The organism is Kitasatospora sp. NPDC087314 (assembly GCF_044744365.1).
In the GTDB taxonomy this organism is placed as follows: domain Bacteria; phylum Actinomycetota; class Actinomycetes; order Streptomycetales; family Streptomycetaceae; genus Kitasatospora.
In genome coordinates, this window is sequence record NZ_JBIUYE010000029.1 from 22,513 (window position 1) to 45,589 (window position 23,077).

A 23,077-nucleotide genomic window follows, 5' to 3' on the forward strand; every position below is an offset into this window, starting at 1 on the left:
GACAAGACGGAGACGCGTCCGCACCGGTACGGTTGGCCCCGATGAACACCAAGGCTGCTGAGGAGCTGCCGGCTGTCTCCGTGATCATGCCGGTGCTCAACGAGGAACGACACCTGCGTACGGCGGTCCGGCGCATCCTGGACCAGGAGTACCCCGGGCCGATGGAGGTGGTGATCGCCCTCGGTCCGTCCACCGACCGGACCGCGGAGATCGCGGCCGAGCTGGTGGCGGAGGACCCGCGGGTGCGGACCGTGGCGAACCCCACCGGTCGTACCCCCGCGGGCCTGAACGCCGCGATCCGCGGCTCGCGCCATCCGATAGTGGTGCGCGTGGACGGCCACGGCCTGCTCACCCCCGGTTACATCACCACCGCGGTCCGGCTGCTCAGCGAGATGGAGGCGGCCAACGTCGGCGGCATCATGCACGCCGAGGGCGAGACCGAGTGGGAGAACGCGGTCGCCGCCGCGATGACCTCCAAGATCGGTGTCGGCAACGCGGCCTTCCACACCGGCGGCCTGGCCGGTCCGGCGGACACCGTCTACCTCGGGGTGTTCCGGCGCGAGGTGCTGGAGAAGCTCGGCGGCTACAACGAGGAGTTCATCCGCGCCCAGGACTGGGAGCTGAACTACCGGATCCGCCAGGACGGCGGGCTGGTCTGGTTCACCCCGCAGCTCAAGGTGACCTACCGGCCCCGGCCGTCGGTGCGGGCGCTGGCCAAGCAGTACAAGGACTACGGCCGTTGGCGCCGGGTGGTCACCCGCTACCACCGCGGCTCGGTCAACCTCCGCTACCTGGCCCCGCCGACCGCCTTCCTGGCCGTCACGCTCGGGCTGGTGCTGGGCGCCGCCGTCCACCCGGCCTTCCTCGCCGTGCCCGGCGCCTACCTGCTGGGCATCGTCGGCGGCGGGCTGGTCGAGGGCCGCGGCCTGTCGTTCAAGGCCAAGGCGCTGCTGCCGGTGGCGCTCGCCACCATGCACCTCAGCTGGGGCTTCGGCTTCCTCACCTCGCCCCGCTCGCTGGCCCGCAGGGTGATAGGCAGTGTCGGCCCGGCCTCCACGGACGTGCTGTCCAAGGCGAGTTGACGCCACCCTGCCCCAAGGGCCCGTCCCGCGCCGCTATCGTCGGTGCGCATGGGGACAGCTGAGGGCGGGCCCGGCGCGGCCCGGATCGAGCCGAGTGCGGACGTCGACGGACGGGCCGCCATCGGTGCGGGGACGACGGTGTGGCACCTCGCCCAGGTCCGCGAGGACGCGGTGATCGGCGCCGAGTGCGTGATCGGTCGCGGCGCCTACGTCGGCCCCGGCGTCCGGATCGGGGACCGGGTCAAACTGCAGAACCACGCGCTGGTGTACGAGCCCGCGCTGGTCGAGGACGGGGTGTTCATCGGCCCGGCCGCCGTCCTCACCAACGATCGCCACCCCCGCGCGGTGACCCCCGACGGCCGCCCCAAGCGGCAACAGGACTGGCGCGCCGAAGGGGTGACGCTTCGTCGGGGTTGCTCGATCGGCGGCCGGGCGGTCCTGGTCGCCGGGGTGACGGTCGGCCGCTGGGCGCTGGTCGCGGCCGGCGCCGTGGTCCACCGGGACGTCCCGGACTTCGCCCTGGTCGCCGGCGTCCCGTCCCGCCGGATCGGCTGGGTCGGCCGCGCCGGCGAGCCGCTGGAGCCCGCCGGCGACGGCCGCTGGCACTGCCCCCGCACCGGCGAGCACTACCGGGAGACCGACGGAACCCTCGCGCCCGGCTAGGGCCCGCTCCAGGGCCTGTCCGGCCCGGCTGGCTGCTCGGGTCACTTGGCGCAGACGTCGGTGTCGTCCGCCTGTACCCGCTGGAGGTCCTTCGGCGCCTCGGTCGGAGGCGCGGCCGGGGTGGTCGGCGCGGTGAGGGCGTCCTTGCCGAGCACCACCACCAGCGAGCCCTTCGGGTCGGCCTTCGGGTCCGGCCGGACGGCGTCGCCGGGCAGTCCGAGGGCGGTGGCCAGGGCGGTGGCCGCGGCCTCCTGCCCGGTCGGGTAGGACACCGAGCTGCTCGCGGTGACGGGCGCGTCGGAGGCCGTCGCGGCCTTGGCGAAGCCCTTCGTGCGGAGCTTGTCCACGGTCGGCCCCGACTGCCCGCGCGTCCCGCTGCCGTTGCGCACCGTCACCCGGACGTCCTTGGGGTCCACCGCCGGGGTGGTGGCGGTCGGAGCCGGCTGCGCGGGCGCCGGCGCGGCCTCGGTGGTCTCGGGTGCGGCCGGGGTGGCGGTCTCGGTCAGCGAGCGGTCGCCCGCGATCATCGCGAACAGCTGCCCGGCGTCCGGCTGCTTGAGCACCAGCCGGTCCTTGTTCGCGGGGTCGTCCAGGACCGGCACGGTGGCGAAGGTGATGTTCTTGGTGTCCACCTTGCTGAGGTCCAGCGCGAGGTTCTTCAGCTTGTCGACGCTGCCTATCCCGGAGTCCACGGTGAGCGCCTTGGTGGCGGCGTCCGCGAGCTTGTAGAGCTTGCTCGGGCTGGTCAGGGTGTCGTCGCTCTTGATCTTGCGGATCATCGAGCTGATGAACTGCTGCTGGAGCGGGATCCGGGTCAGGTCGCCGCCGAAGCCGACCGCGTGCCGGGTACGGACGAAGGCCAGCGCCTCCTCGCCCTGGACCACGTGCCGGCCCTTGCTCATCTTCAGGTGCGAGTCCGAGTCGTTGATGTCCTTGGCCGCGCAGACCTCGACCCCGCCGACGGCGCTGGAGAGCGTCTTCACCGCCTCGAAGTTGACCTGCACGAAGTGGTCGACCCGGATCCCGGTGATCTTCTCCACCGTCTTCCAGGTGCAGCCCGGGTCACGTCCGTCCTGACCGAGGCTGGTGTTGAACATGTCCCGCGCGGTGCCGGGGATCTTCTTGCCGTCGGCGCTCTGGCACTCCGGGATCGGCACCATCAGGTCGCGCGGGATGCTGATCGCGGTCGCGTTGGAGCGGTCCTTGGAGATGTGGAACAGCAGCGTGGTGTCGGCGTGCCCGGCGCTGCCCTCGTCGCCGTACTCGCGGCCGAGGCCCTGCCGGCTGTCGGTGCCCAGCACCAGGATGTTCAGCGCGTCCCCGGCGGCCTTGGGGCGCTCCTCCTCGTTGCCGAGCTGGACCTTGACGGAGGTCAGGTTGCTGTTGAAGTGCTGGTACAGGTAGTACGCCCCGCCGCAGCCCGCGACCATCACCAGGGCGCCGGCCCCGGCGGTCCACTTGAGCGCCCGGCGGCGCCGGGTCCGCTTGGCGGCGGCTGCCGCCCGGCGTCGGGAGTCCCGGCGGCCCGGCCCGGCGGCTTCCCCGGCCTCGACCGCGGGTGCGGCCGGGGCCGCCGCGGCGGCGCTCCGGCCGGACGGGCGGCGGCGCTGCCCGGGGATGCCGGCGGACGGGTCGAGCCGGTACTGGCCGGTTTCCGGGTCACGCGTCCACTGGTCGGCGGGATCGACCTCCGGTTTGTCCTGCTGCACGGGGGTTCCCTACCTCCGACCGGTGACGGCTTCGGCTCGCCCATTCGGCGGGCCGATCCGGACACACTAGACGAGCCGAACGGGGGAATCGTTCCGGGTGTGATCCGTGCCATGGTCAGGTAATAGCCCGGTCAAGCTCCCGGAAGCCGGGAACTTTCCGGAAAACCCGCGCCGACCTGCGGCGCAGCCCCGGTCAGCGCGGTGCGCAGGAGTCCACGTCGGCCGTACGTCCCTCGAAGGTGGGCGAGGCGCCCGCCGAAGGTGACGCCCCCGCCGTCGCGCCGGCCGCTTCGTTCGACCCCGCACCGGGTGCCGGACTCGCGCCCGCCCCCAGGCCCGCCCCCACGCCTGCTCCGGGACTCGTACCCACGCCCGCCCCGGCACTCGGCGACGGCGTCGTATCGGGCGGTCGGACGGCGACCTGCCGGTCGTCCCGCAGCGCGGTGAACAGCTGGGTGGTCTGCGGCTGCACGAACTCGTCCCGGTCCGAGTCGTACCGGTACGGCCGGCGCGGTGCCGTCAGGAACACCACGTCCGTCGAGGGGACGCCCCGCAGATCCTGGGTGAGGTCGTACAGCGCGCCGAGCGAGGACAGCCCGCTGTCCGCCTTGACCGAGGAGGTCGCCGCGTCCAGCACCGGCCACAGCCGCGCCGGGTTCAGCAGCACGCCCTGCGACTGCACCTTGCGGATCAGCGCGGCCAGGAACTGCTGCTGACGGCCCATCCGCTGGGTGTCGCTGCCGTCACCCAGGCTCTCCCGGGCCCGGACGTAGCCGAGCGCCTGCTCGCCGTGCAGGCTCTGCCGCCCGGCGGCCAGGTCGAGCTTGGCCTCCTTGTCGTGGATGGCCTGCGGGACGCACACCTCGACCCCGCCGATCGCGTCCACCATCGTCTTGAAGCCGCTGAAGTCGAGGATCACGTAGTGGTCGATCCGGATGCCGCTCAGCTGCTCGACGGTGCGGATCGAGCAGGCCGGCCCGCCCAGTTCGAACGCCCAGTTGAACTGCATCAGCCCGGCCTTGCCGCGGGTGCCGTCCGGTTTCTCGCAGGCGGGGACGATGACCATGACGTCGCGCGGGATGGAGACCGCCGTCGCGTGCCTCCGATCGGCGGCCAGGTGCAGCAGGATCGTGGTGTCCGAGCGCTGGGCGCCGGGCTCGCCGCCGTACGAGGCGTTGGCGCCGGAGCGGTCGTCGCTGCCGATCAGCAGGATGTTCTCGGCGCCCTTGGCCCCGGCCGTCCGGCTCGGCCGCTCGGCCTCCAGCCGGGCGAGCAGCTCGTCGGTGGCCGAGTCGGTGCGGATGTTGCCGTCCAGCGTGCGGTAGGCGATCCAGAGCAGCGCCCCGGTGGCGACCAGCAGGAACGCGACGACGCCGGCGGTGATCAACAGCCACCGCCGGCGCCGGTGCGGGCGTCCGGGTCCCGGTCCGGAAGGGGGAGCGTCCGTCGGGGAAGTGTCGGTCGGGGGGTGCGCGGTGTCGTCCTCGGCCATGGCAGGGATCCCTACCCGCCCAGCCGGAACCGGGGATTACCCGAGACGCAGTGTCACCCGTTCGGATTCGGTCCGCTTCTCCCACTGCTCGGGCGTGAGGTCCTGCGCGTTGCGGCACAGCACCACCGAGGCGCCGGCCGCCAGCGGGGCCAGCAGACCGGCCTCCAGACCCGCCCAGTCCTCGTAGGACAGGGTGGAGAGGACCCGGTCGCCGGGCTTCAGCCCGAGCCGGACGGCCCCCTCGCGGGCCAGCGCGACGGTCTGCTCGCCGGTCAGCTTCAGCGGCAGCCCGTCCACGGCGGTCTCCAGCGCCTGGCCGTCCGGGGCCACGGGCGAGTACGGCGCGAAGCGGTCGCCCTGGCCGGGCACCTCGGCGGCGTAGTCGAGGAAGCCGTCCGGGCGCTGTGGGAAGCGCCCGCCGAGCGGGCGCAGGGCCAGGGCCACCCGCTCGCCCTCGCAGGCCTGGGCGGCCGCCAGGCCGTCCGGGCCGCTGACCACCAGGTCGGCGGCGGCCGGGTCTCCGGCGGGCACCGCCGTCACCCCGACCGACCAGCAGGCCAGCAGCCAGACGGCGCTCTGCCAGTGGGCGGGCAGCAGCAGCGCGGCCCGGTCGCCCGGGCCGGCGTTCAACTCGTCCTGGAGGAGGTTGGCGGTCTTGGCCACCCAGTTGTCGAAGGTCCGGGCGGACAGCTCCACCCGTTCGCCGGTGGCGTCGTCGTAGAAGGTGACCAGCGGGGCCGCGGGATCGACCGTGGGCGTGCCGCCTCGCAGGTATGCGTGCAGCAGCTCGACGGGGGTGCGGGCATCGGCAGCGAAATGCGCAGTCATGGTGCGCCCCAGCCTACGGCCTTCGGGTGGGGCGTCGGGAGGGGTGGCGGGAGGGGCACGGGGCGGCATGGCGAGCGGTCCGATTTGCCGCCACCATCCGGTCTATGCGCCTTTCCCTCCCGGCCGGTCTGCTCGCCGGCTGCACCGTGGCCCTGCTCCTCCAGCCCGCCGCCACCGCCGATCCGGCCGGCCCGGACGGCGTCCGGCTCCCCGCCCTCCGCGCGGCCGCGGCCCACCTCCGGCCCCCTGACAAGTCCTAGACAGGCCCCGGCCCCCGCCCGACCAGCCCCCGCAGCTCCGCCGTCAAGGCCGCCGCCAGGTCCGGCCGGAGGTCGTACCGCGCCGGGGTGTTCTGCAGCAGCTCGATCCGCCACCCCGTCCCGGCGTTCACCGCGATCACCGTCTGCACCGCGTTGAGCGCCGGGTCCAGGTCCTCCGCGTCGTCCGGCACCAGCCCCGCGACGGCGTTCAGCTGCGCCACCCCGGCCCCCAGCGCGCGCACCCGCCGCACCCTGGCCACGTACTCCGGCGTCGCGTGGTCCGCGAAGATCCGCCCCAGCTCGGCGGCGATCACCGACCGCCCGCAGTGCCTGGTCCCGTCGAACCCGACCACCTCCCCGTGCTCGGCGAACGGCCCGGCGAAGGCCGAGCCGTCCCGCTGGTTCCACCCCTCCAGCGCCCGGTGGTACAGCGCCCGCACCGCGCTCTCGTCCCCGGAGGACAGCTCCGGCAGCCGCGTATCGTTCATATCCCCATGGTCGACGAAGGCGGTGGAGCCGGACAGCGGAGGAGGCGTACGGCGGTGACGGGCGAGTCGGTACGGCGCTGGCGGCCGGGCTTCCCGCTGGACGCGGCCAGGACGCTGCTGCCGCTGCGCCGGGGCCCCGCCGACCCGGCGTACCGCACCACCGGCGACGGCGCGATCTGGCGGGCGTCCCGGACCCCGGCGGGGATCGGCACGCTGCGGGTGCTGGCGCGGCCGGGGGCCGGCGAGGTGGAGGCCACCGCCTGGGGTCCGGGCGCGCAGTGGCTGCTGGAACGGCTGCCGGCGCTGCTGGGCGCGCAGGACGATCCGGAGGCCCTGGTGCTGCCGCCCGGCCCGCTGCGGGACGCCCAGCGCCGCACCGCCGGGGTCCGCCTCACCCGCACCGGTCTGGTCCTGGAATCCCTCGTCCCGGCGATCCTGGAGCAGAAGGTGACCACCGACGAGGCGTACCGCGCCTGGCGCACCCTGCTGAGGGACTTCGGCACCGCGGCGCCGGGCCCGGCCGAGGGCCTGCGGGTGGCGCCGTCGGCCCGGGAGTGGGCCCTGGTGCCGAGCTGGGAGTGGCACCGCGCGGGGGTGGATCCGAAGCGCTCGGCGACGATCATGCGCGCCGTCCGGCTGGCCCCCCGGATGGAGCAGGCCTCCGCGATGGACCACGCCGAGGCCTTCGCCCGCCTCACCGCCGTCCCGGGGATCGGGACCTGGACGGCCGCCGAGACCCTGCAGCGCAGCAACGGCGACCCGGACGCCGTCTCGGTCGGCGACTTCCACCTGCCCAACCTGGTCGGCTGGGCCCTGGCCGGCCGCCCCCGCAGCGACGACGCCCAGATGCTCGCCCTGCTGGAGCCCTACCGCCCGCACCGCCACCGCGTCTGCCGCCTCCTGATGGCCACCGCCGTCCACGCCCCCCGCTACGGCCCCCGCCTCACCCCCAACGACCACCGGGGCAGATGACCGGCCCGGCGCCGCTACGCCGAGGTCGTGACGTCCCCCTGGGCGCACGTCAATTCGCTGTGCGCCTGGCCGAGTTGCTCCGTCGGGCCGAGGCGCGGACGCGCGCCGCCCGCGACGAGGCCGCCGACGCGCTCGCCGCCCGTGAGGCGGTGCAGCACCCGGGCGACCCGACGATCGGGACGGCCGAATTGCTCGCCGAGGTCGCTACCGCACCTCGATGAAGGCGTCGGCGCTGCGCTCGGGGCGCCCCCGCGGGGCTTCGGCGGGGCGGCCGACGGCGATGGCGCCCATCGGGTCCCAGCCGGCCGGGAGGTCGAGGGCGGCGCGGACGGTGTCGCGGCAGAACATGGTGGACGACACCCAGGCGGAGCCGTAGCCCTCGCCGGTGAGGGCGACGAGCAGGTTCTGCACGGCGGCGCCGGCGGCGACGGTGAACATCTCCCGTTCGGCGGTGGCGCGCCGCTGGTCGGGGTAGTGGTGCGAGCCGTCCATGACGAGGCAGGGCACCACCAGGTAGGGCGCGTCGCGCAGGACGTCGCCGCGGGCGGTGCGGCGGGCGATCCGGGCGTCGTCCCAGCCGTCGAGTTCGCGCAGGTCGCGCTGCCAGGCGGCGAGCATCGCGTCGAGCAGCCGGGTGCGGACCTCCGCCGTCTCCAGCAGGACGAACCGCCACGGCGTGGTGTGGTGCGGGGCGGGCGCGGTGACGGCGGCGGCGACGGCGCGGCGAACGGCGGCGGGGTCGACGGGCTCGGCGGTGAAGGAGCGGACGGTGCGCCGCAGGGTGACGGCCTGGCGCAGCGCCTCGGAGGTGCCGAGCCGGAACATGTCGTCGACGGCGGGGCGGACCAGCGGCCGGGTGCCTTCGCCGTCCTCGGCGGTGACGAGGTGGCCGAGCCCGCGGACGACGGCGACCGGCACCCCGGTGGCCTTGCCCTTCACCAGGTCGGCGGCGGCGGCGAGTTCGTCGGCGGTGGCGGTGACGGTGAGCGCCAGCTCGTTGCCGTGGCTGTCGGTGCGCCCCCGGTGATCCTCCAGGACGGTGAGCCCGGCGGCGCCGATGGCGACGTCGGTGAGCCCGTTGCGCCAGGGGCGGCCGAAGGTGTCGGTGACGACGACGGCGAGCCGGCGGCCGGTGAGCCGCTGGAGCCCGGCGCGCAGCGCGCGGGCGGAGGCGTCCGGGTCCTCGGGCAGCAGCAGGACGGTGCCGGGGGCGGTGTTGGAGGCGTCGACGCCGGCGGCGGCCATGACGAAGCCGTTGCGGTTCTCGACGATCCGGACGGGGCCGCGTCGGGCGACCACCCGGACGGTCTCGGCGTCGATCGCGGCCTCGCGGTCGGCGGCGTGCAGCAGCCGGCCCTCGGCCTTGCTGACGATCTTCGAGGTGACCAGCAGGATGTCGCCGTCCCGGTAGTCGCCGGCCTTGGCGAGCAGCGCGGCGAGGTCGGCCCCGGCGTCGACCTCCGGCAGCCCCTCGACCGGCAGGACCTCCAGGCTCATGCGCCCACCTCGCTGCGCTCGGCGGTCGCTTCGCGAAACGCGCCCCTTTTGACGGTTCGCAAGCTCCGCTCGCTCATGCGCCCACCTCGCTGCGCTCGGCGGTCGCTTCGCGAAACGCGCCCCTTTTGACGGTTCGCAAGCTCCGCTCGCTCACGTGCGCACCTGCTCGGCGAGGGCGAGCGCGGCTCGGGCCATCTCGGCGGTGGCCTCGACGTCGGTCATCAGCAGCGGGACGGCCCGGCAGGCGATCCCGGCGGCCTCGACGGCGGCGACCGAGTCCCGGTCGGCGGTGTCGACGAGCCAGCCGTCGATCAGCGCGGAGCCGTAGTCGAGGGCGACGGCCTCGGCGGTGGCCTCGACGCCGACGGCGGCGAGCACCTTGTCGGCCATGCCGCGCACCGGGGCGCCGCCGATGATCGGGGAGAGCCCGACGACGGGTGCCGGGGCGGCGGCGACGGCCTCCCGGATGCCGGGGACGGAGAGGATGGTGCCGATCGAGACGACCGGGTTGGACGGCGGGAGGAGGATCACGTCGGCGTCGGCGATGGCCTCCAGGACGCCGGGCGCGGGCTTGGCGGTGTCGGCGCCGACCGGGATGATCGCCTCGGCGTCGACGGCGGCGTGCAGCTTGACCCAGTACTCCTGGAAGTGGATCGCCCGGGTGCCCTGCTCGTCGGTGATCCGCACGTGGGTCTCGACCCGGTCGTCGCTCATCGGCAGCAGCCGTACGCCGGGCTTCCAGCGCACGCACAGCGCCTCGGTGACCTGGCTGAGGCTGTAACCGGCGGTGAGCATCTGGCTGCGGACGAGGTGGGTGGCGAAGTCGCGGTCGCCGAGCCCGAACCACTCGGGGCCGACGCCGTACTCCTTCATCTCGGCCTTGATCGACCAGGTCTCGTCGGTGCGGCCCCAGCCCTGCTCCTCGTGGATGCCGCCGCCGAGGGTGTACATCACGGTGTCGAGGTCGGGACAGACCTTGAGGCCGTAGAGGTGGATGTCGTCGCCGGTGTTGCCGATGACGGTGATCTCGTCCTGCGGTCCGACCGCCGCGAGGAGTCCGCGCAGGAAGCGCGCTCCGCCGATTCCGCCTGCCAGTGCCACGATGCGCATGGGGCCATCCTGCCACGGCCGGACTGCCCGTCAGCCCGGCCGTCGACGGGCGCGACGGCCGGACGGTCTCAGTGCGTCCCGGCCTGGGTCTGCGGGTGCTGTTCGGGGACGGAGGCGCCGCCGTACTGGTTCATCTCGGTGAGGCCCGGGGTGTAGAGGTGGATGGAGACGGCGGGTTCGAGCGTGCCGTTGACGACCTCGTGCAGGTAGCCGGAGGAGAAGACCCGCTGCCCGCCGGGGCGCAGGGTGCGCGCCGCTTCTCCCTCGTGGGTCAGCGAGCGCTCGATCAGCTCGCCCCGGACGACGGTCATCACGCCGGAGGACTCGCCGTGGTCGTGGAAGCCGCTGCTCTGGCCGGGCAGCCAGCTGAGCAGCCAGACCTCGTAGCCGGGGCCGGTCTCCAGCCGGGCGTACCAGCGGGTGAGCGCGTCGTAGCGCACCAGCGGCTCCCAGCGGGCGCGGTCGGCGGTGATCTCGCGGACCAGCCGGGCGTGGTCGGCGACGGTGGTGGGGTGGGCGGGCAGGTCGGTGCGGGCCAGGTGCGGGAAGGCGAGCGGGTCGCCGGCGATGGAGACGTCGCTGAGGCCGTCGGTCCAGCCCCGGGCGGACCGGGCGGGTCGGGCGGCGGCGGGTGCGAGTCCACGGCGGGCGAGTTTGTTGCGGTCGCGGTTCCGCTTGCGGATGCGGGTCATGCGCACGGGAGTCGTCCTCGGAGTGGCGGCTGGTTCGTCAGGGATCAGCCGGATCCGGGATGTCCTGGGGCGGAATCGCGGGCGGCCTCTGTGCTTCCTGGGGGCGGCGCGCGGTGGGACGCGGGCGCCTAGATACAGCAGGAACAGAGGCGACAACAAGAGTTCACGGCACGGCGGAGCGTGGAACCGCTCCGGGGGCTGGCGAACTCTGACATAGGGGAAAGGAGACCGTATCCACGGTCCCGGTGTCAAACGCAGGGATGGGGCATTCGAGGGGGTTAGGTCCGGAAGTTGCCCGGATGGGGTGATAAATCACCGTCTATGTTTCGATGGGAAGATCGCCGGGAAGGCAGGGCGATGACCGGCCTGTGGTGGTGACCGAGCGTCACCCGGCGAATAGGTGCGGACGGTTCGGGGTCGTCCGGGGCTTTCGGGCTGAAGGTCCAATGTGTCCGAATATGTACACTATTCGTAACGGCTTGGTGCCGGGGAGTGAATCCTGGCCTCAATACCAGAGCTCGGCTTGACTGGGCCAGAGTGACGCAACTGTAATTTCACTCGTGTCGTCGGCCGCACGAGGCAACGGCAACCACGGGGACGCCAAGTAGGGGCAGAGGAGGCGCGCCACATGAGCGAGCTCTTTGAGCTGTTGATCGGTGACGGCATCGCGGAGGAAGAGGAGGAACTCGGTTGGCAGGAGCGCGCGTTGTGCGCCCAGACCGACCCCGAGTCCTTCTTCCCCGAGAAGGGCGGCTCCACTCGCGAGGCGAAGAAGGTCTGCCTCGCCTGCGAGGTCCGGTCGGAATGCCTGGAGTACGCCCTCGCCAATGACGAGCGGTTCGGCATCTGGGGCGGCCTCTCCGAGCGCGAGCGTCGTCGGCTCAAGAAGAGCGCGGTCTGACCGGGGTGGGCCCTGACCCCCGCTGACCCTTCGACAACCACACAGCAGTACGGGCGCCTCACCGCGGTGGTGGGGCGCTTTCGTGTTCCCGGCCCGCTCTTCACCGGCTCCGTACCGGCACCGCGGACGAAGCCGTCATCCGGAGCCGTTAGTGTGGTGCGCCATCCGGTTGCCGTTCACCGGCTGTGTCCACCGAGAACTGGGGCCCGCGCACTCGATGACCGTCTACAGCCACCAGAGCGGCTTCACCGCTGCCAGGCCGCCCGCCTATCCGCGCCACCTGGTCACCGCGGTGATCGTCTCGCACGACGGCGCCCGCTGGCTGCCGCAGGCCCTCGCCGGCCTGCTCGGCCAGGACCGCCAGGTCCAGCGGGTGCTCGCGGTCGACACCGGCTCCACCGACAACTCCCCGCAGCTGCTCGCCGACGCGCTCGCCGACTTCGGCCTCGCCGACGGGATGCCCGAGAGCGGCCCGCTGATCCTCGGCCGCCGGGCCGGCTTCGGCACCGCCGTCGCCGAGGCCGTCTTCAACAGCCCGCCGCTGCGCCCGGAGGACCTCCCGTACCGGCTCGACCCCTCCGGCTACGACCCGGTCACCGGCGGCTGGGACGACTTCGGCGACCCGCTCGCCCAGGAGGACGACCTCGGCCGCGGCGGCCCGCGCGAGACCCAGCCCGTCGAGTGGCTCTGGCTGCTGCACGACGACTGCGAGCCGCAGACCGACGCGCTGCGCCGACTGCTCCAGGTCGCCGACTCCACCCCCAGTGCCGCCGTGGTCGGCCCCAAGCTGCGCAGCTGGTACGACCGCCGCCAGCTGCTGGAGGTCGGCGTCAGCATCGCCCGCTCCGGTCGCCGGTGGACCGGCCTGGACCGGCGCGAGCAGGACCAGGGCCAGCACGACCAGGTCCGCCCGGTGCTCGCCGTCTCCAGCGCCGGCATGCTGGTGCGCCGCGACGTCTTCGAGGAGCTCGGCGGCTTCGACAAGGCGCTGCCGCTGATGCGCGACGACACCGACTTCTGCTGGCGGGTCAACGCGGCCGGCCACCGCGTGGTGGTCGCCCCCGACGCCGTGCTGCGGCACGCCGAGGCGGCCAGCCGCGAGCGCCGCGCCATCGACTGCGGCCCCGCCCACCCGCACCGGGGGGACAAGTCCGGCGCCGTCTACACCCTGCTCGCCAACTGCAAGGGCGCGCTCTTCCCCTACGTCCTGCTGCGGCTGGTGCTCGGCACGCTGCTGCGGGCCGTCACCAACCTGCTCGGCAAGGACCCGCGGCAGGCCTTCGACGAACTCGCCGGCCTGGGCCACGAACTCGTCCGCTTCCCCCGGCTGCTGGCCGCGCGCAAGCGCCGCGCCCGCACCCGGGCCGCCGACGCCCTGGACGACCGCACGCTCTTCCCGGCGCCCGGTGCCACCGCCCGCCTGGCCGTCGAAGGCGTCATCGGCTCGCTCGGCATAGGGGGCGGGGACGACTCCGGCGGCCGGCACGGCTCGGTCGAGGCCGGGCCGGGCGACGAGGACGCCGAGGACCTGGTCGTCGAGCAGTTCACGCTGATCAAGAAGCTGGCCCGGCGCCCGGCGCCGGTGCTGTTCGCGGCCCTGCTGGTGTTCGCCCTGATCGCCTGCCGCAGCCTGCTCGGCGGCGGCGAGCTGTTCGGCGGCGCCCTGCTGCCGGCCACCGACGGCGCCGGCGGCCTCTGGTCGATGTACGCGGACGCCTGGCACCCGGTCGGCACCGGCTCCACCGCAGCCGCGCCGCCGTACCTCGGCGTGCTCGCGGTGCTGTCCTGGGTGCTGTTCGACCACGCCGACCTCGCACTGACCCTGCTGATCGTGCTCACCGTGCCGCTGTCCGCGGTCAGCGCCTACCTGGTGTCCCGGCCGCTGCTGGACTCCAAGCTGGTCCGCGCCTGGGCCAGCGCCGCCTACGCGCTGCTGCCCGCCGCCACCGGCGCGCTCGCCCAGGGCCGGATCGGCACCGCCGTCCTCGCCGTGCTGCTGCCGCCGCTGGCCCGCGCCGCCGCGATCGCGGCCGGCCTCGGCATCCGCGACGAGAGCGCCGCCAAGGGCGCCCGCCCGGGGTGGCGGCCGGTCTGGATGACCGTCCTGCTGCTCACCCTGGCCACCTCCTTCGTACCGTTGACCTGGGCGCTCGCGCTGCCGCTCTGCCTGGCGATGCTGGTCGTCGCGGTCGTGCGCGGCGGTGCCTTCGGCTCCGGCGGCGCCGCGCTGCGGCTGCTCGGCCTGCGCGTCCTGGTGATCCTCGCGGTGCCGGTCCTGGTGCTGGCGCCGTGGTCGCTGACGGTGCTGTCGCACCCGCAGTGGCTGCTGCTGGAGGCCGGCCTGCCCGGCCTGCACGGCACCGGTGCGAGCGCGGTCGGCCTGCTGCTGGTCAACCCGGGCGGCGCCGGGGTGCCGCCGGTGTGGCTGTCGGCCGGCGTGGTGCTCGCCGCGCTCGCCGCGCTGCTGCGCGCCGACCGCCGCCGCGCGGTGCTGGCGGCCTGGGGGGCGGCCGGCGCCGGCCTGGTCTTCGCGGTCGCGGTGGCGGGCATCTCCGTCACCCCGGCCTCCGGCGGTCCGACGGTGCCCGCCTGGGCCGGCCCGGCCTCCCTGATCGCCGGGATCGCCCTGCTGGCGGCCGCCGCGATCGGCGCCGACGGCGCCAACGCCCGGGTGGCCGGGATCGCCTTCGGCTGGCGCCAGCCGGTGGCCGCGCTGGTGGTGGCCTCCGCGGTACTGGCCCCGCTGGGCACCGGCCTGTGGTGGGCGCTGACCGGCGCCGGCGGGCCGCTGCACCGGGCCCCGGCCGGCCAGGTGCCCGCGTTCATCGCCGAGGAGGCCGGCACCACCGACCGGTCCCGCACCCTGGTCGTCACCGGTGACCCGGGCGGCGGCGCGGTCCGCTACACCGTGGTCCGCGGCGCGGGTCTGACGCTCGGCCAGGCCGAGTCCACCGTCGACCCGGCGACCGGCACCCAGGACCGCCTGAACAAGATGGTCGGCAGCCTGCTGGCCGGCTCCGGCGCCGACCAGGCCGGCGCGCTGTCCGGCTTCGGCATCGCCTACGTGCTGGTCGAGCAGCCGGTGATCGGCACCTACAAGGACGTCCTGGACACCACCCCCGGCCTGGTCAAGGCCAACCAGGACGGCGACTCCGCGCTCTGGCAGGTCAACGGCACCCCCGCGGTCCGCGCGGTGATCACCACCCCGGGCGCCGCCCCGGTGGTCGTCCCGTCCGGGGTCCGCGACCTCGCCGCCACCGTCCCGGCCGGCCCGGACGGCCGGGTGCTGCGGCTCGCCGAGTCCGCGGCCCCCGAGTGGAAGGCCACCCTGGACGGCACCGCGCTGGAGGCCGTCACGGTCGACGGCTGGGCGCAGGGCTTCAAGCTCCCGGCCGGCGGCGGCAAGCTGGCCGTCACCCGGGAGGACGGCTTCGCGCACACCGGCTGGATCTGGGCCCAGGTGGTGCTCGGCCTGACCATCCTGGTGCTGGCCCTGCCCGGCCGCCGCAGCCACAAGGACGACGACCTGCCCGAGGAGGTGGTGGCCGCCGCCGCGCTGGCCGCCGCGGCCCAGGCGCAGGCGCCCGCCCCCGGCAGCCGCCGGGCCCGCCGGATGGCCGAGCGCGGCGAGGGCGGTGCCGAGGACGGCGGGGTGTACGACGGCCCGCCGGGAGCGATCCCGCAGCAGCCGGCCGGCGAGCCGGTGGCCGAGGCGGTCCAGGCGGCCGCCGCCGTCCAGGAGGCCGAGCCGTACGCCGACCCGTACCAGACGTACCAGCAGGCCGACCCGTACAGCTACGACCAGTACGCGGCCCAGCAGCCGGCGGCCGCGTCGTACGGCGGCCAGGGCGAGTGGGGCCACCCCGGGCCGGAGGCCGGGGGCGGTTACCAGCAGCAGGCGTACCCGCAGCAGGGCTACGAGCAGCCGTACCCGCCGGAGCAGCAGTACGGCTACGAGCCCTACCCGCAGGCGGGGCACCAGCAGCCGTGGGTGCCGGGGCAGCCGCAGGCCGAGCCCTACTACGACCCGAACGACCCCAACGACCCGAACGACCCCCATGGCACGGGCCGGTACCCGCACCAGCACGGATCGGGGAGCTGACCCGCGATGAAGAAGCCCGCTTTCAGGAAGAAGTCCGCGGCCGAGGCCGTCGAGCCCGCCGAGACCGAGCAGTCCGGGCACGCCCCGGCGGAGGCGCCGGAGCCCGCGGCGCCCGGCCGCCCGGCCGGGAGGTCCGGGGGCGCCAGGACCACGCCGTCCCTGCTGGCCGCGGCCGTCGTGCTCGCGGCGGTGTTCGGGATCGCCGAGGCGCGCCCGCCGGCCGCCCCGGCCAAGGCGGACGCCGGAGCCCCGACCACCGCGCAGGTCGAGCGGACGGCGGCGGTCTGCCCGCAGCCGCTCCAGGGCCTGACCGGCTCGACCACGTTCACCGCCTACACCCCGCCCGGGACGGGCGGTGCCACCGGTGGGGCCGGCTGGCTCTCCGACGCCGCCGCGCCCGCGACCCCGCCGACCGCGGCCCCCTCGGCCCCGGCCACCCCGGCCCCGTCCGGTTCGGGCGCCCCGGCCGCCCCGGACAAGGGCGGCGCGCCCGCCGACGCCCGGCTGACCCTGGCCAAGCCCGGCAGCCCGGTCACCGGCCCGGCCGCCAACGGCGACACCGCCCCCGGCACCGGGGCCGTGGCCACCGGCGCCCTCGCGCCCGGCTTCACCGTCACCCAGACCACCGTGGTCACCGAGCAGCGCGGACTCGGCCTGTCCGGCCTCACCTGCACCCCCGCCGGGACCAGCTTCTGGTTCGCCGGGGCCAGCACGGCCGGTGACCGGGTCGACTACGTCAGCCTGGTGAACACCGAGTCCTCCGCCGCCGTCGTCGACATCAAGCTGTACGGCGACAAGGGCCTGATCGAGAACGACGCCGCCAACGGCATCACCGTCGCCCCCGGCAGCTCCCAGTCCGTGCTGCTGCCGACCATCAGCAAGGGCGCGGTCACCGACCTCGCCGTGCACGTGGTGGCCCGCAGCGGGCGGGTCGGCGCCGCCCTGCACGCCGCCGACGGGAGCAAGGGCGCCGACTGGATCCCGGCCTCGGCCGACCCGGCGCCCACCCAGGTGCTGCCCGGCCTGCCGGCCGACACCTCGGCCGCCCACCTGGTGGTCTGGGCGCCGCCGGAGGACGACGCCGACCTGAAGATCCAGCTCTCCGGCAAGAACGGCTGGTTCACCCCGGCCGGCAACGAGTCGATCCACATCAAGGCGGGCATGGTGGCCGCCGTGGACCTCGGCAAGGTCACCCGCGACGAGGTCGCCGGGCTGCGGCTGTCGCCCACCGACGACAAGCACCCCACCCCGGTCGTGGCCGGCCTGCGGGTCGACCGGGCCGGGGGCGGCGGCAAGAGCGACGCGGCCTGGCTCACCGGCAGCGCCCCGGTCGGCGCCCGCGCCACCGTCGCCGACAACCGGGCCGGCGCGTCCACGCTGTTCCTGACCTCCACCGGCGACGCCGCCACCGTGCGGGTCACCGCCTCGGCCGGCACCGGCGGCGGCACCCCGGTGAGCAAGGACGTCGAGCTGCCGGCCGGCGGCACGGTCGCCCTCCCGGCGCCCGAGCCGGGCGGGTTGAACGGGAGCTTCGCGCTCACCGTCGAGACCGTATCCGGCGGCCCGGTGGTGGCCGCCCGGATGCTCTCGCTGCCCACCAAGGACGTGCCGATGTTCACCGTCCAGGCGCTGCACGACGACCACAGCACCGTCAAGGTCCCGCGGGCCGGCCAGGATCCGGGCGTCGTCCTGCGCTGACCGGCCGCCAGGGGCGGTACCCGGGCCCGCCGGGTACCGCCCCTGTGCGCGTGCTCAGTCCTCGTCGTAGCGCGGGTCGATGGCGTCCGGAGACAGCCCCAGCAGCTCCGCGACCTGCTCGATCAGGATCTCGTGCACCAGCGCCGCGCGGTCCTCCCGGGTCTTCGCCCGGATCTCCACCGGACGCCGGTACACCACGATCTGGCTCTTGCGCCCCTGCTTGCCCGGCGACACCCGCCCCAGCGGCACACCGTCCTCGGTGTCGGCCGCGTCCGGCTCGTGCAGCGGCACCTCCTGGACGGCGAACTCCACCTCGATCAACTGCGGCCAGCGCCGTTCAAGACGCTCCACCGACTCGCGCACGTAGTCGTCGAACAGTTCGGAGCGGGTGAGCGAGATCGGCACCTGGGGCGGCGCCAGCGGGCCGCGCAGCCCCCTGCCGTGCCGGTCGCGGTGCCGGGGACGGCGCGAGGGTCCCGTCGATGACTGCGGTGCAGAGCTGTCCATATCACTGCCGAGGGTAGTCCTTGGACGGTCGGAAGTGGACTACTCCGACGGGGAAACGCCCGGGGTGGCGGGTGCGCGGACCGGCGCGCCGACCGCGACACGGCACACCCGCCGGACAGGCGGTCTTCGCTCCCCGGCGAGGAGTGCGGTACCGTCCACCCTCGTGAGCTCTGTACGTCGTTGTTCGCGGACCGCGTGCGGCCGGCCGGCCGTCGCGACGCTGACGTACGTCTACGCGGACTCCACCGCCGTCCTGGGGCCGCTCGCCACCTACGCCGAGCCGCACTGCTACGACCTGTGCGCCGAGCACGCCGAGCGCCTCACCGCCCCGCGCGGCTGGGAGGTCGTCCGGCTCGCCGCCGAGGCCGGGCCGTTGCGCCGCAGCAGCGACGACCTGGAGGCCCTCGCCAACGCCGTCCGCGAGGCCGCCCGCCCGCAGACCCCCCGTCAGGGCCGCGCGCCCGAGGGCGAGTCCACCGAGGGCGGCCGCCGCGGCCACCTCCGCGTCCTCCGCTCGCCGGACAACTGACGCCGCACCCCGCACCCGGCCCGCTCCGGGCGTTCGTTCGACCCGGGTACGCTGCCCGTCTACCGTCACCGCGGACCGTCGACCGAACGGGCGGTGACCCCGACGTATCGTGACCGTGGGCGGCCAGCCGCCGATCACACGCACACCGATCAGTACAGAGACCAGGGTGGAGCCGCAGTGCGCGACCTCAAGCAGCTCGTGAAGGCGTACGACGTCCGAGGAGTCGTCCCGGACCAGTGGGACGAGCACCTGTCCCGGGCCTTCGGCGCCGCGTTCGTGCAGGTCACCGGCGCGTCCGCGATCGTCGTCGGCCACGACATGCGTCCCTCCTCCCCGTCGCTCAGCCGGGCCTTCGCCGAGGGCGCCGCCGCCTACGGCGCCGACGTGGTCCAGATCGGCCTCTGCTCGACCGACCAGCTCTACTACGCCAGCGGCAAGCTCGACCTGCCCGGCGCGATGTTCACCGCCAGCCACAACCCGGCGCAGTACAACGGCATCAAGCTGTGCCGGGCCGGCGCCGCCCCGGTCGGCCAGGACACCGGCCTCTCCGAGATCCGCGAGCTGGTCGAGTCCTGGACGGCCGAGGACGACACCGTCACCGTCCCGGCCAAGGACGTCAAGCCCGGCGCGCTGTCCGAGCAGGACACCCTGCGCGGCTACGCCGACCACCTGCTGGGCCTGGTCGACCTCACCGCGATCCGCCCGCTCAAGGTCGCCGTGGACGCGGGCAACGGCATGGGCGGCCACACCGTGCCGACCGTCTTCGACGGCCTGCCGATCGAGCTCGTCCCGATGTACTTCGAGCTGGACGGCACCTTCCCCAACCACGAGGCCAACCCGCTCGACCCGAAGAACATCGTCGATCTGCAGGCCAAGGTCCGCGAGGTCGGCGCCGACATCGGCCTGGCCTTCGACGGCGACGCCGACCGCTGCTTCGTCGTCGACGAGCGCGGCGAGCCGGTCTCCCCGTCCGCCATCACCGCCCTGGTCGCCGCCCGCGAGATCGCCCGCGCCAAGGCCGCCGGCGAGGCCGAGCCGACCGTCATCCACAACCTGATCACCTCCTGGACCGTCCCCGAGGTGGTCCGCGAGCTCGGCGCCACCCCGGTGCGCACCCGGGTCGGCCACTCCTTCATCAAGCAGGAGATGGCCGTCACCGACGCCGTCTTCGGCGGCGAGCACTCCGCGCACTACTACTTCCGCGACTTCTGGCGCGCCGACACCGGCATGCTCGCCGCGCTGCACGTGCTGGCCGCGCTCGGCGGCCAGTCCGGCACCCTGTCCGGGCTCACCGCGGAGTACGACCGCTACGCCGCCTCCGGGGAGATCAACAGCACCGTCGCCGACCAGGCCGCCAGCACCGCCGCCGTCCGGGCCGCCTACGCCGGTCTGGAGGGCACCACCGTCGACGAGCTGGACGGCCTCACCGTGGCCGGTCCGGACTGGTGGTTCAACCTGCGCGCCTCCAACACCGAGCCGCTGCTGCGCCTGAACGTCGAGGCCAAGGACCCGGCGAAGATGGCCGAGCTGCGCGACGGCGTGCTCGCCGTCGTCCGCGCCTGACCGAGGCCTCCAGTGCCCCGGCCGGTAGGGTTGCCTATCGGCCGGGGCACCGCCATGCCGATCCCGACCAGCCTTCCCACCCCCAAGACCGGGAGCCCGACACCCATGAAGCTCGAATCCTTCCTGCTGGAGATCCTGGTCTGCCCGCAGTGCCGGGCCGCGCTCACCGAGGGCGGGACCGAGGAGCAGCCCGAGCTGGTCTGCACCGGTTCGGACTGCGGCCTCGCGTACCCGGTCCGGGACGGCATTCCGGTCCTGCTGGTGGACGAGGCCCGCCGCCCGGCCTGATCCTTGGGGCGGACGAACCCGTCCCCCCGCCAGCCCAGCGCGCACAGGACAGCAGCCGGAGGCCCGCCGCATGCTCGACGACACCCTGCTCGACGACCCGGCCGCCCTCCAGCGCGCCGACCGCGACCGCGCCCTGCTGGCCCTGGCCGGCTCCGGCGCGCGGGTCCGCACCGCGCTGCGGCTGGCCGACACGGCCGGCCTGGACCGGCTGCGCCCGGACGGCCGCCCGCGCGCCGTCCTGGTCGCCGGCCACGGCAGCGCCCTGACGGCGGGCGAGATCCTGGCCGCGCTGGCCGGCAACGCCGCACTGATCACCCCGCTGCCGCCGACCGAGGCGGTTGCCCCGCGCGCCGACCGGGCGGGTGCGCCGCCCGCCTTCACCACCGGGCTCGGCTGGCAGCTGCCCGGCTGGGCCGGCCCGCTCGACCTGCTGGTGGTCAGCTCCGCCGACGGGGGCGAACCGGGCCTGGTCAGCCTCGCCGAGCAGGCCTACGCGCGCGGCTGTGCGATCGTGGTCACCGCCCCGGCGGGCAGCCCGCTGGCCGAGGCCGCCCTGCAGGTGCGCGCGCTGCCGCTGCCGTACGTGACCTCCGTGCTGCCCGAGGACGAGGCACCCGCCGGCCCGTCCGCCGAGCCGGACCTGCCCGCCGAGGACCCGGCCGCGTTGTGGTCCCACCTCACCCCGCTGCTCGCGCTCGCCCAGAAGATCGGCATCACCCAGCTGCCGTACGACGCGCTGCCGGCCGTCGCCGACCTGCTGGACGCGACCGCCGTCCGCTGCCGCCCCGACGCCGCCGCGTACACCAACCCGGCGAAGGGCCTGGCCGCGCGGCTGGCCGGGACGGTCCCGCTGCTGTGGGCGGAGGGCCCGATCGCCGGGGCGGTCGCCGACCGCTTCGCCGCCCAGCTCGCCGAACGGGCCGGCCGCCCGGCGCTGGCGGGGCCGCTGCCGCAGGTGCTCACCGCCCACCGCGGCATGTTCACCGGCCAGTTGGGCGCGGGCGCGGACCCGGACGACTTCTTCCGCGACCGGGTCGACGAGCCGGATCCGCTGCACCTGCAGGTCCTGCTGCTGCGGCACGTCCCGGGTGCGCCCGGCGGCGCGCCCGACGAGACGGACGGCCCGGCCGAGGTGCCGGAGGACGACGCGGGCCCGCGCAGCTTCGGCGTCACCCGCGCGCACCGGCTGGCCGCCGCCCACGAGGTCCGGCTGACGGAGTACGCGAGCACCCGGCCGGACCCGCTGCACGCGCTCGCCGACCTGCTCGCGCTGACCGACTTCGCCGCCGTCTACCTCGGGCTCGCCGCCGCGCAGTCCTGAGCAGGGGCGGGCACGGCCCCGGCCGCTCGCGCCGATACCTCGGCCACCTCGACGGCCGGTACGGTAAGCGCTCGACGAGAGCAGCGCGACCGGCCACTGCGGCGGAGGGACCCCGAGCATGAGTACTGAAGGCGGCACCAGGGCACTGGTTGCGGCACTGTCCGCGAACCTGGCGATCGCGGCGGCCAAGTTCACCGCCTTCGGCTTCACCGGCTCCTCGTCGATGCTGGCCGAGGGCGTGCACTCGGTCGCCGACTCGGGCAACCAGGTGCTGCTGCTGATCGGTGGCAAGCGGGCGCGCCGGGCGGCGGACGAGGAGCACCCCTTCGGGTACGGCCGCGAGCGCTACATCTACGGCTTTCTGGTGGCGATCGTCCTCTTCAGCGTCGGCGGCCTGTTCGCGATCTACGAGGGCTGGCACAAGGTCAGCCACCCGGAGAAGCTGGACGCCTGGGGTTGGGCGGTCGGCGTGCTGGTCTTCGCGATCGTGATGGAGGGCTGGTCCTTCCTGACCGCGATGCGCGAGTCGGCGAAGGCCAAGGGCGGCCAGGGCTGGGTCCAGTTCATCCGCACCGCCAAGGCTCCGGAGCTGCCGGTGGTGCTGCTGGAGGACACCGGCGCGCTGATCGGTCTGGTGCTCGCGCTGCTCGGTGTCTCGCTCACCGTGATCACCGGCGACGGCGTCTGGGACGGCGTCGGCACCCTGTGCATCGGCGTCCTGCTGGTGCTCATCGCGGTGGTGCTCGCCCTGGAGACCAAGTCGCTGCTGCTCGGCGAGTCCGCGGACCGGGAGTCGGTGCGGCGGATCCGCGCGGCGCTGGTGGACGGCGAGTCGGTCACCGGCGTGATCCACATGCGCACCCTGCACCTGGGCCCGGAGGAACTGCTGGTCGCCGCCAAGATCGCGGTCAACGCGGAGGACAGCGCCGCCCGCGTGGCGGAGGCGATCGACGCGGCCGAGGCGCGGGTGCGGGCGGTCGTCCCGATCGCGCGGGCGATCTACCTGGAGCCCGACGTCTACAGCGCCGAGAAGGCCGCCGCCGGCGAGGACCCGGCGGCCACCCCGGGCGGGCCCGGGCCCGGCACCGCGCACTGACGGGCCGATGGCGGGCTGGGCTTCGCTTGAGGACCGATCGGATCCGAGGCCGAAAACACTCATCGGCGGACGGCCGGCGGGGCCGCCGGTGTAGATTCGTCACCAGAGCCAGAACGTCGCTGCTGATGGCGGTCGATCGGAGGTCCGCGCCCGTAGGGTGTGCCCCGGTCGAGGGAGAGAGGTCCTCCGACGGTTTGTGCTGCGCAGCAGGGAACCGGTCCGTCACCACGGATCCGGCCGCCCCGGCGTAGCCGTGCACCCGTACGGCCCCGTCGCGCT

Annotated in this window: 19 protein-coding genes and 1 pseudogene; 12 read left to right on the forward strand and 8 right to left on the reverse strand. The window is 74.7% G+C overall.

The annotated features are described in order from the left end of the window. Positions 1-41 precede the first annotated feature (41 nt). The gene (locus ACIO5E_RS38640) at positions 42-1,082 is read left to right on the forward strand and encodes a glycosyltransferase family 2 protein (RefSeq protein ID WP_400677124.1); all 1,041 of its coding nucleotides are present in this window, start codon (positions 42-44) and stop codon (positions 1,080-1,082) included. A gap of 48 nt (positions 1,083-1,130) precedes the next feature. Further along, entirely contained in the window at positions 1,131-1,745 is a 615-nt protein-coding gene (locus tag ACIO5E_RS38645) for an acyltransferase (protein ID WP_400677127.1), read from the forward strand. Between the two features lie 41 nt (positions 1,746-1,786). Here ACIO5E_RS38645 and ACIO5E_RS38650 read toward each other — a convergent pair whose 3' ends face one another. From ACIO5E_RS38650 to ACIO5E_RS38660, 3 genes are all read right to left on the reverse strand, one after another. Next, positions 1,787-3,454, reverse strand: a complete 1,668-nt coding sequence (locus ACIO5E_RS38650; RefSeq protein WP_400677129.1) for an LCP family protein — start codon at positions 3,452-3,454, stop codon at positions 1,787-1,789. A gap of 193 nt (positions 3,455-3,647) precedes the next feature. Continuing rightward, complete coding sequence (locus ACIO5E_RS38655) at positions 3,648-4,841, reverse strand: LCP family protein (RefSeq protein ID WP_400677132.1); 1,194 nt, start codon at positions 4,839-4,841, stop codon at positions 3,648-3,650. A gap of 141 nt (positions 4,842-4,982) precedes the next feature. After that, complete coding sequence (locus tag ACIO5E_RS38660; RefSeq protein WP_400677135.1) at positions 4,983-5,774, reverse strand: TIGR03089 family protein; 792 nt, start codon at positions 5,772-5,774, stop codon at positions 4,983-4,985. 104 nt (positions 5,775-5,878) lie between these two features. On the opposite strand from ACIO5E_RS38660, the gene ACIO5E_RS38665 reads away from it, so the two are divergent. Next, entirely contained in the window at positions 5,879-6,034 is a 156-nt protein-coding gene (locus tag ACIO5E_RS38665) for a hypothetical protein (protein ID WP_400677138.1), read from the forward strand. On the opposite strand, the gene ACIO5E_RS38670 is transcribed toward ACIO5E_RS38665, so the two are convergent. Next, positions 6,031-6,522 carry an SgcJ/EcaC family oxidoreductase gene (locus tag ACIO5E_RS38670; protein WP_400677141.1) on the reverse strand — a complete coding sequence of 164 codons (492 nt, stop codon included), beginning with the start codon at positions 6,520-6,522 and terminating at the stop codon, positions 6,031-6,033. The genes ACIO5E_RS38665 and ACIO5E_RS38670 overlap by 4 nt on opposite strands. Before the next feature lie 6 nt (positions 6,523-6,528). On the opposite strand from ACIO5E_RS38670, the gene ACIO5E_RS38675 reads away from it, so the two are divergent. After that, positions 6,529-7,494 carry a DNA-3-methyladenine glycosylase family protein gene (locus tag ACIO5E_RS38675; RefSeq protein WP_400677144.1) on the forward strand — a complete coding sequence of 322 codons (966 nt, stop codon included), beginning with the start codon at positions 6,529-6,531 and terminating at the stop codon, positions 7,492-7,494. 204 nt (positions 7,495-7,698) lie between these two features. Here ACIO5E_RS38675 and ACIO5E_RS38680 read toward each other — a convergent pair. The 3 genes and pseudogenes from ACIO5E_RS38680 to ACIO5E_RS38690 all read right to left on the reverse strand — a co-directional run. After that, positions 7,699-8,997, reverse strand: a pseudogene (locus ACIO5E_RS38680) (coenzyme F420-0:L-glutamate ligase); the annotation flags it as partial. 144 nt (positions 8,998-9,141) lie between these two features. Then, complete coding sequence (cofD, locus tag ACIO5E_RS38685) at positions 9,142-10,101, reverse strand: 2-phospho-L-lactate transferase (protein ID WP_400677147.1); 960 nt, start codon at positions 10,099-10,101, stop codon at positions 9,142-9,144. A gap of 68 nt (positions 10,102-10,169) precedes the next feature. Next, a complete protein-coding gene (locus ACIO5E_RS38690; RefSeq protein WP_400677150.1) occupies positions 10,170-10,799 on the reverse strand; it encodes a cysteine dioxygenase in 630 nt (209 codons plus the stop codon). Positions 10,800-11,421: 622 nt separating this feature from the next. Between ACIO5E_RS38690 and ACIO5E_RS38695 the strand changes: the two genes are divergently transcribed. The 3 genes from ACIO5E_RS38695 (at position 11,422) to ACIO5E_RS38705 (ending at position 17,494) form a co-directional block, all read left to right on the forward strand. Beyond that, entirely contained in the window at positions 11,422-11,694 is a 273-nt protein-coding gene (locus ACIO5E_RS38695; RefSeq protein ID WP_063349134.1) for a WhiB family transcriptional regulator, read from the forward strand. Between the two features lie 217 nt (positions 11,695-11,911). Then, the gene (locus ACIO5E_RS38700; protein ID WP_400677154.1) at positions 11,912-15,796 is read left to right on the forward strand and encodes a glycosyltransferase family 2 protein; all 3,885 of its coding nucleotides are present in this window, start codon (positions 11,912-11,914) and stop codon (positions 15,794-15,796) included. Positions 15,797-15,802: 6 nt separating this feature from the next. Continuing rightward, a complete protein-coding gene (locus ACIO5E_RS38705; RefSeq protein ID WP_400677157.1) occupies positions 15,803-17,494 on the forward strand; it encodes a DUF5719 family protein in 1,692 nt (563 codons plus the stop codon). 54 nt (positions 17,495-17,548) lie between these two features. Here the strand turns inward: ACIO5E_RS38705 and ACIO5E_RS38710 are convergent, their stop codons facing one another. Beyond that, a complete protein-coding gene (locus ACIO5E_RS38710) occupies positions 17,549-18,001 on the reverse strand; it encodes a metallopeptidase family protein (protein ID WP_400677160.1) in 453 nt (150 codons plus the stop codon). A gap of 163 nt (positions 18,002-18,164) precedes the next feature. On the opposite strand from ACIO5E_RS38710, the gene ACIO5E_RS38715 reads away from it, so the two are divergent. The 5 genes from ACIO5E_RS38715 (at position 18,165) to ACIO5E_RS38735 (ending at position 22,798) form a co-directional block, all read left to right on the forward strand. Further along, positions 18,165-18,530, forward strand: a complete 366-nt coding sequence (locus ACIO5E_RS38715; protein ID WP_280686050.1) for a DUF3499 domain-containing protein — start codon at positions 18,165-18,167, stop codon at positions 18,528-18,530. A 177-nt stretch (positions 18,531-18,707) separates the two neighbouring features. Then, positions 18,708-20,093, forward strand: coding sequence for a phosphomannomutase/phosphoglucomutase (locus tag ACIO5E_RS38720; protein ID WP_400677163.1), 1,386 nt, complete (start codon positions 18,708-18,710; stop codon positions 20,091-20,093). Positions 20,094-20,198: 105 nt separating this feature from the next. Further along, on the forward strand, positions 20,199-20,381 hold the full coding sequence (locus ACIO5E_RS38725; protein ID WP_400677166.1) for a Trm112 family protein: 183 nt from the start codon (positions 20,199-20,201) through the stop codon (positions 20,379-20,381). A 70-nt stretch (positions 20,382-20,451) separates the two neighbouring features. Next, on the forward strand, positions 20,452-21,702 hold the full coding sequence (locus ACIO5E_RS38730) for an SIS domain-containing protein (protein ID WP_400677169.1): 1,251 nt from the start codon (positions 20,452-20,454) through the stop codon (positions 21,700-21,702). Between the two features lie 118 nt (positions 21,703-21,820). Then, positions 21,821-22,798: a cation diffusion facilitator family transporter gene (locus ACIO5E_RS38735; RefSeq protein ID WP_400677172.1), complete on the forward strand. Its 978-nt coding sequence runs from the start codon at positions 21,821-21,823 to the stop codon at positions 22,796-22,798. Positions 22,799-23,077: the final 279 nt, after the last annotated feature.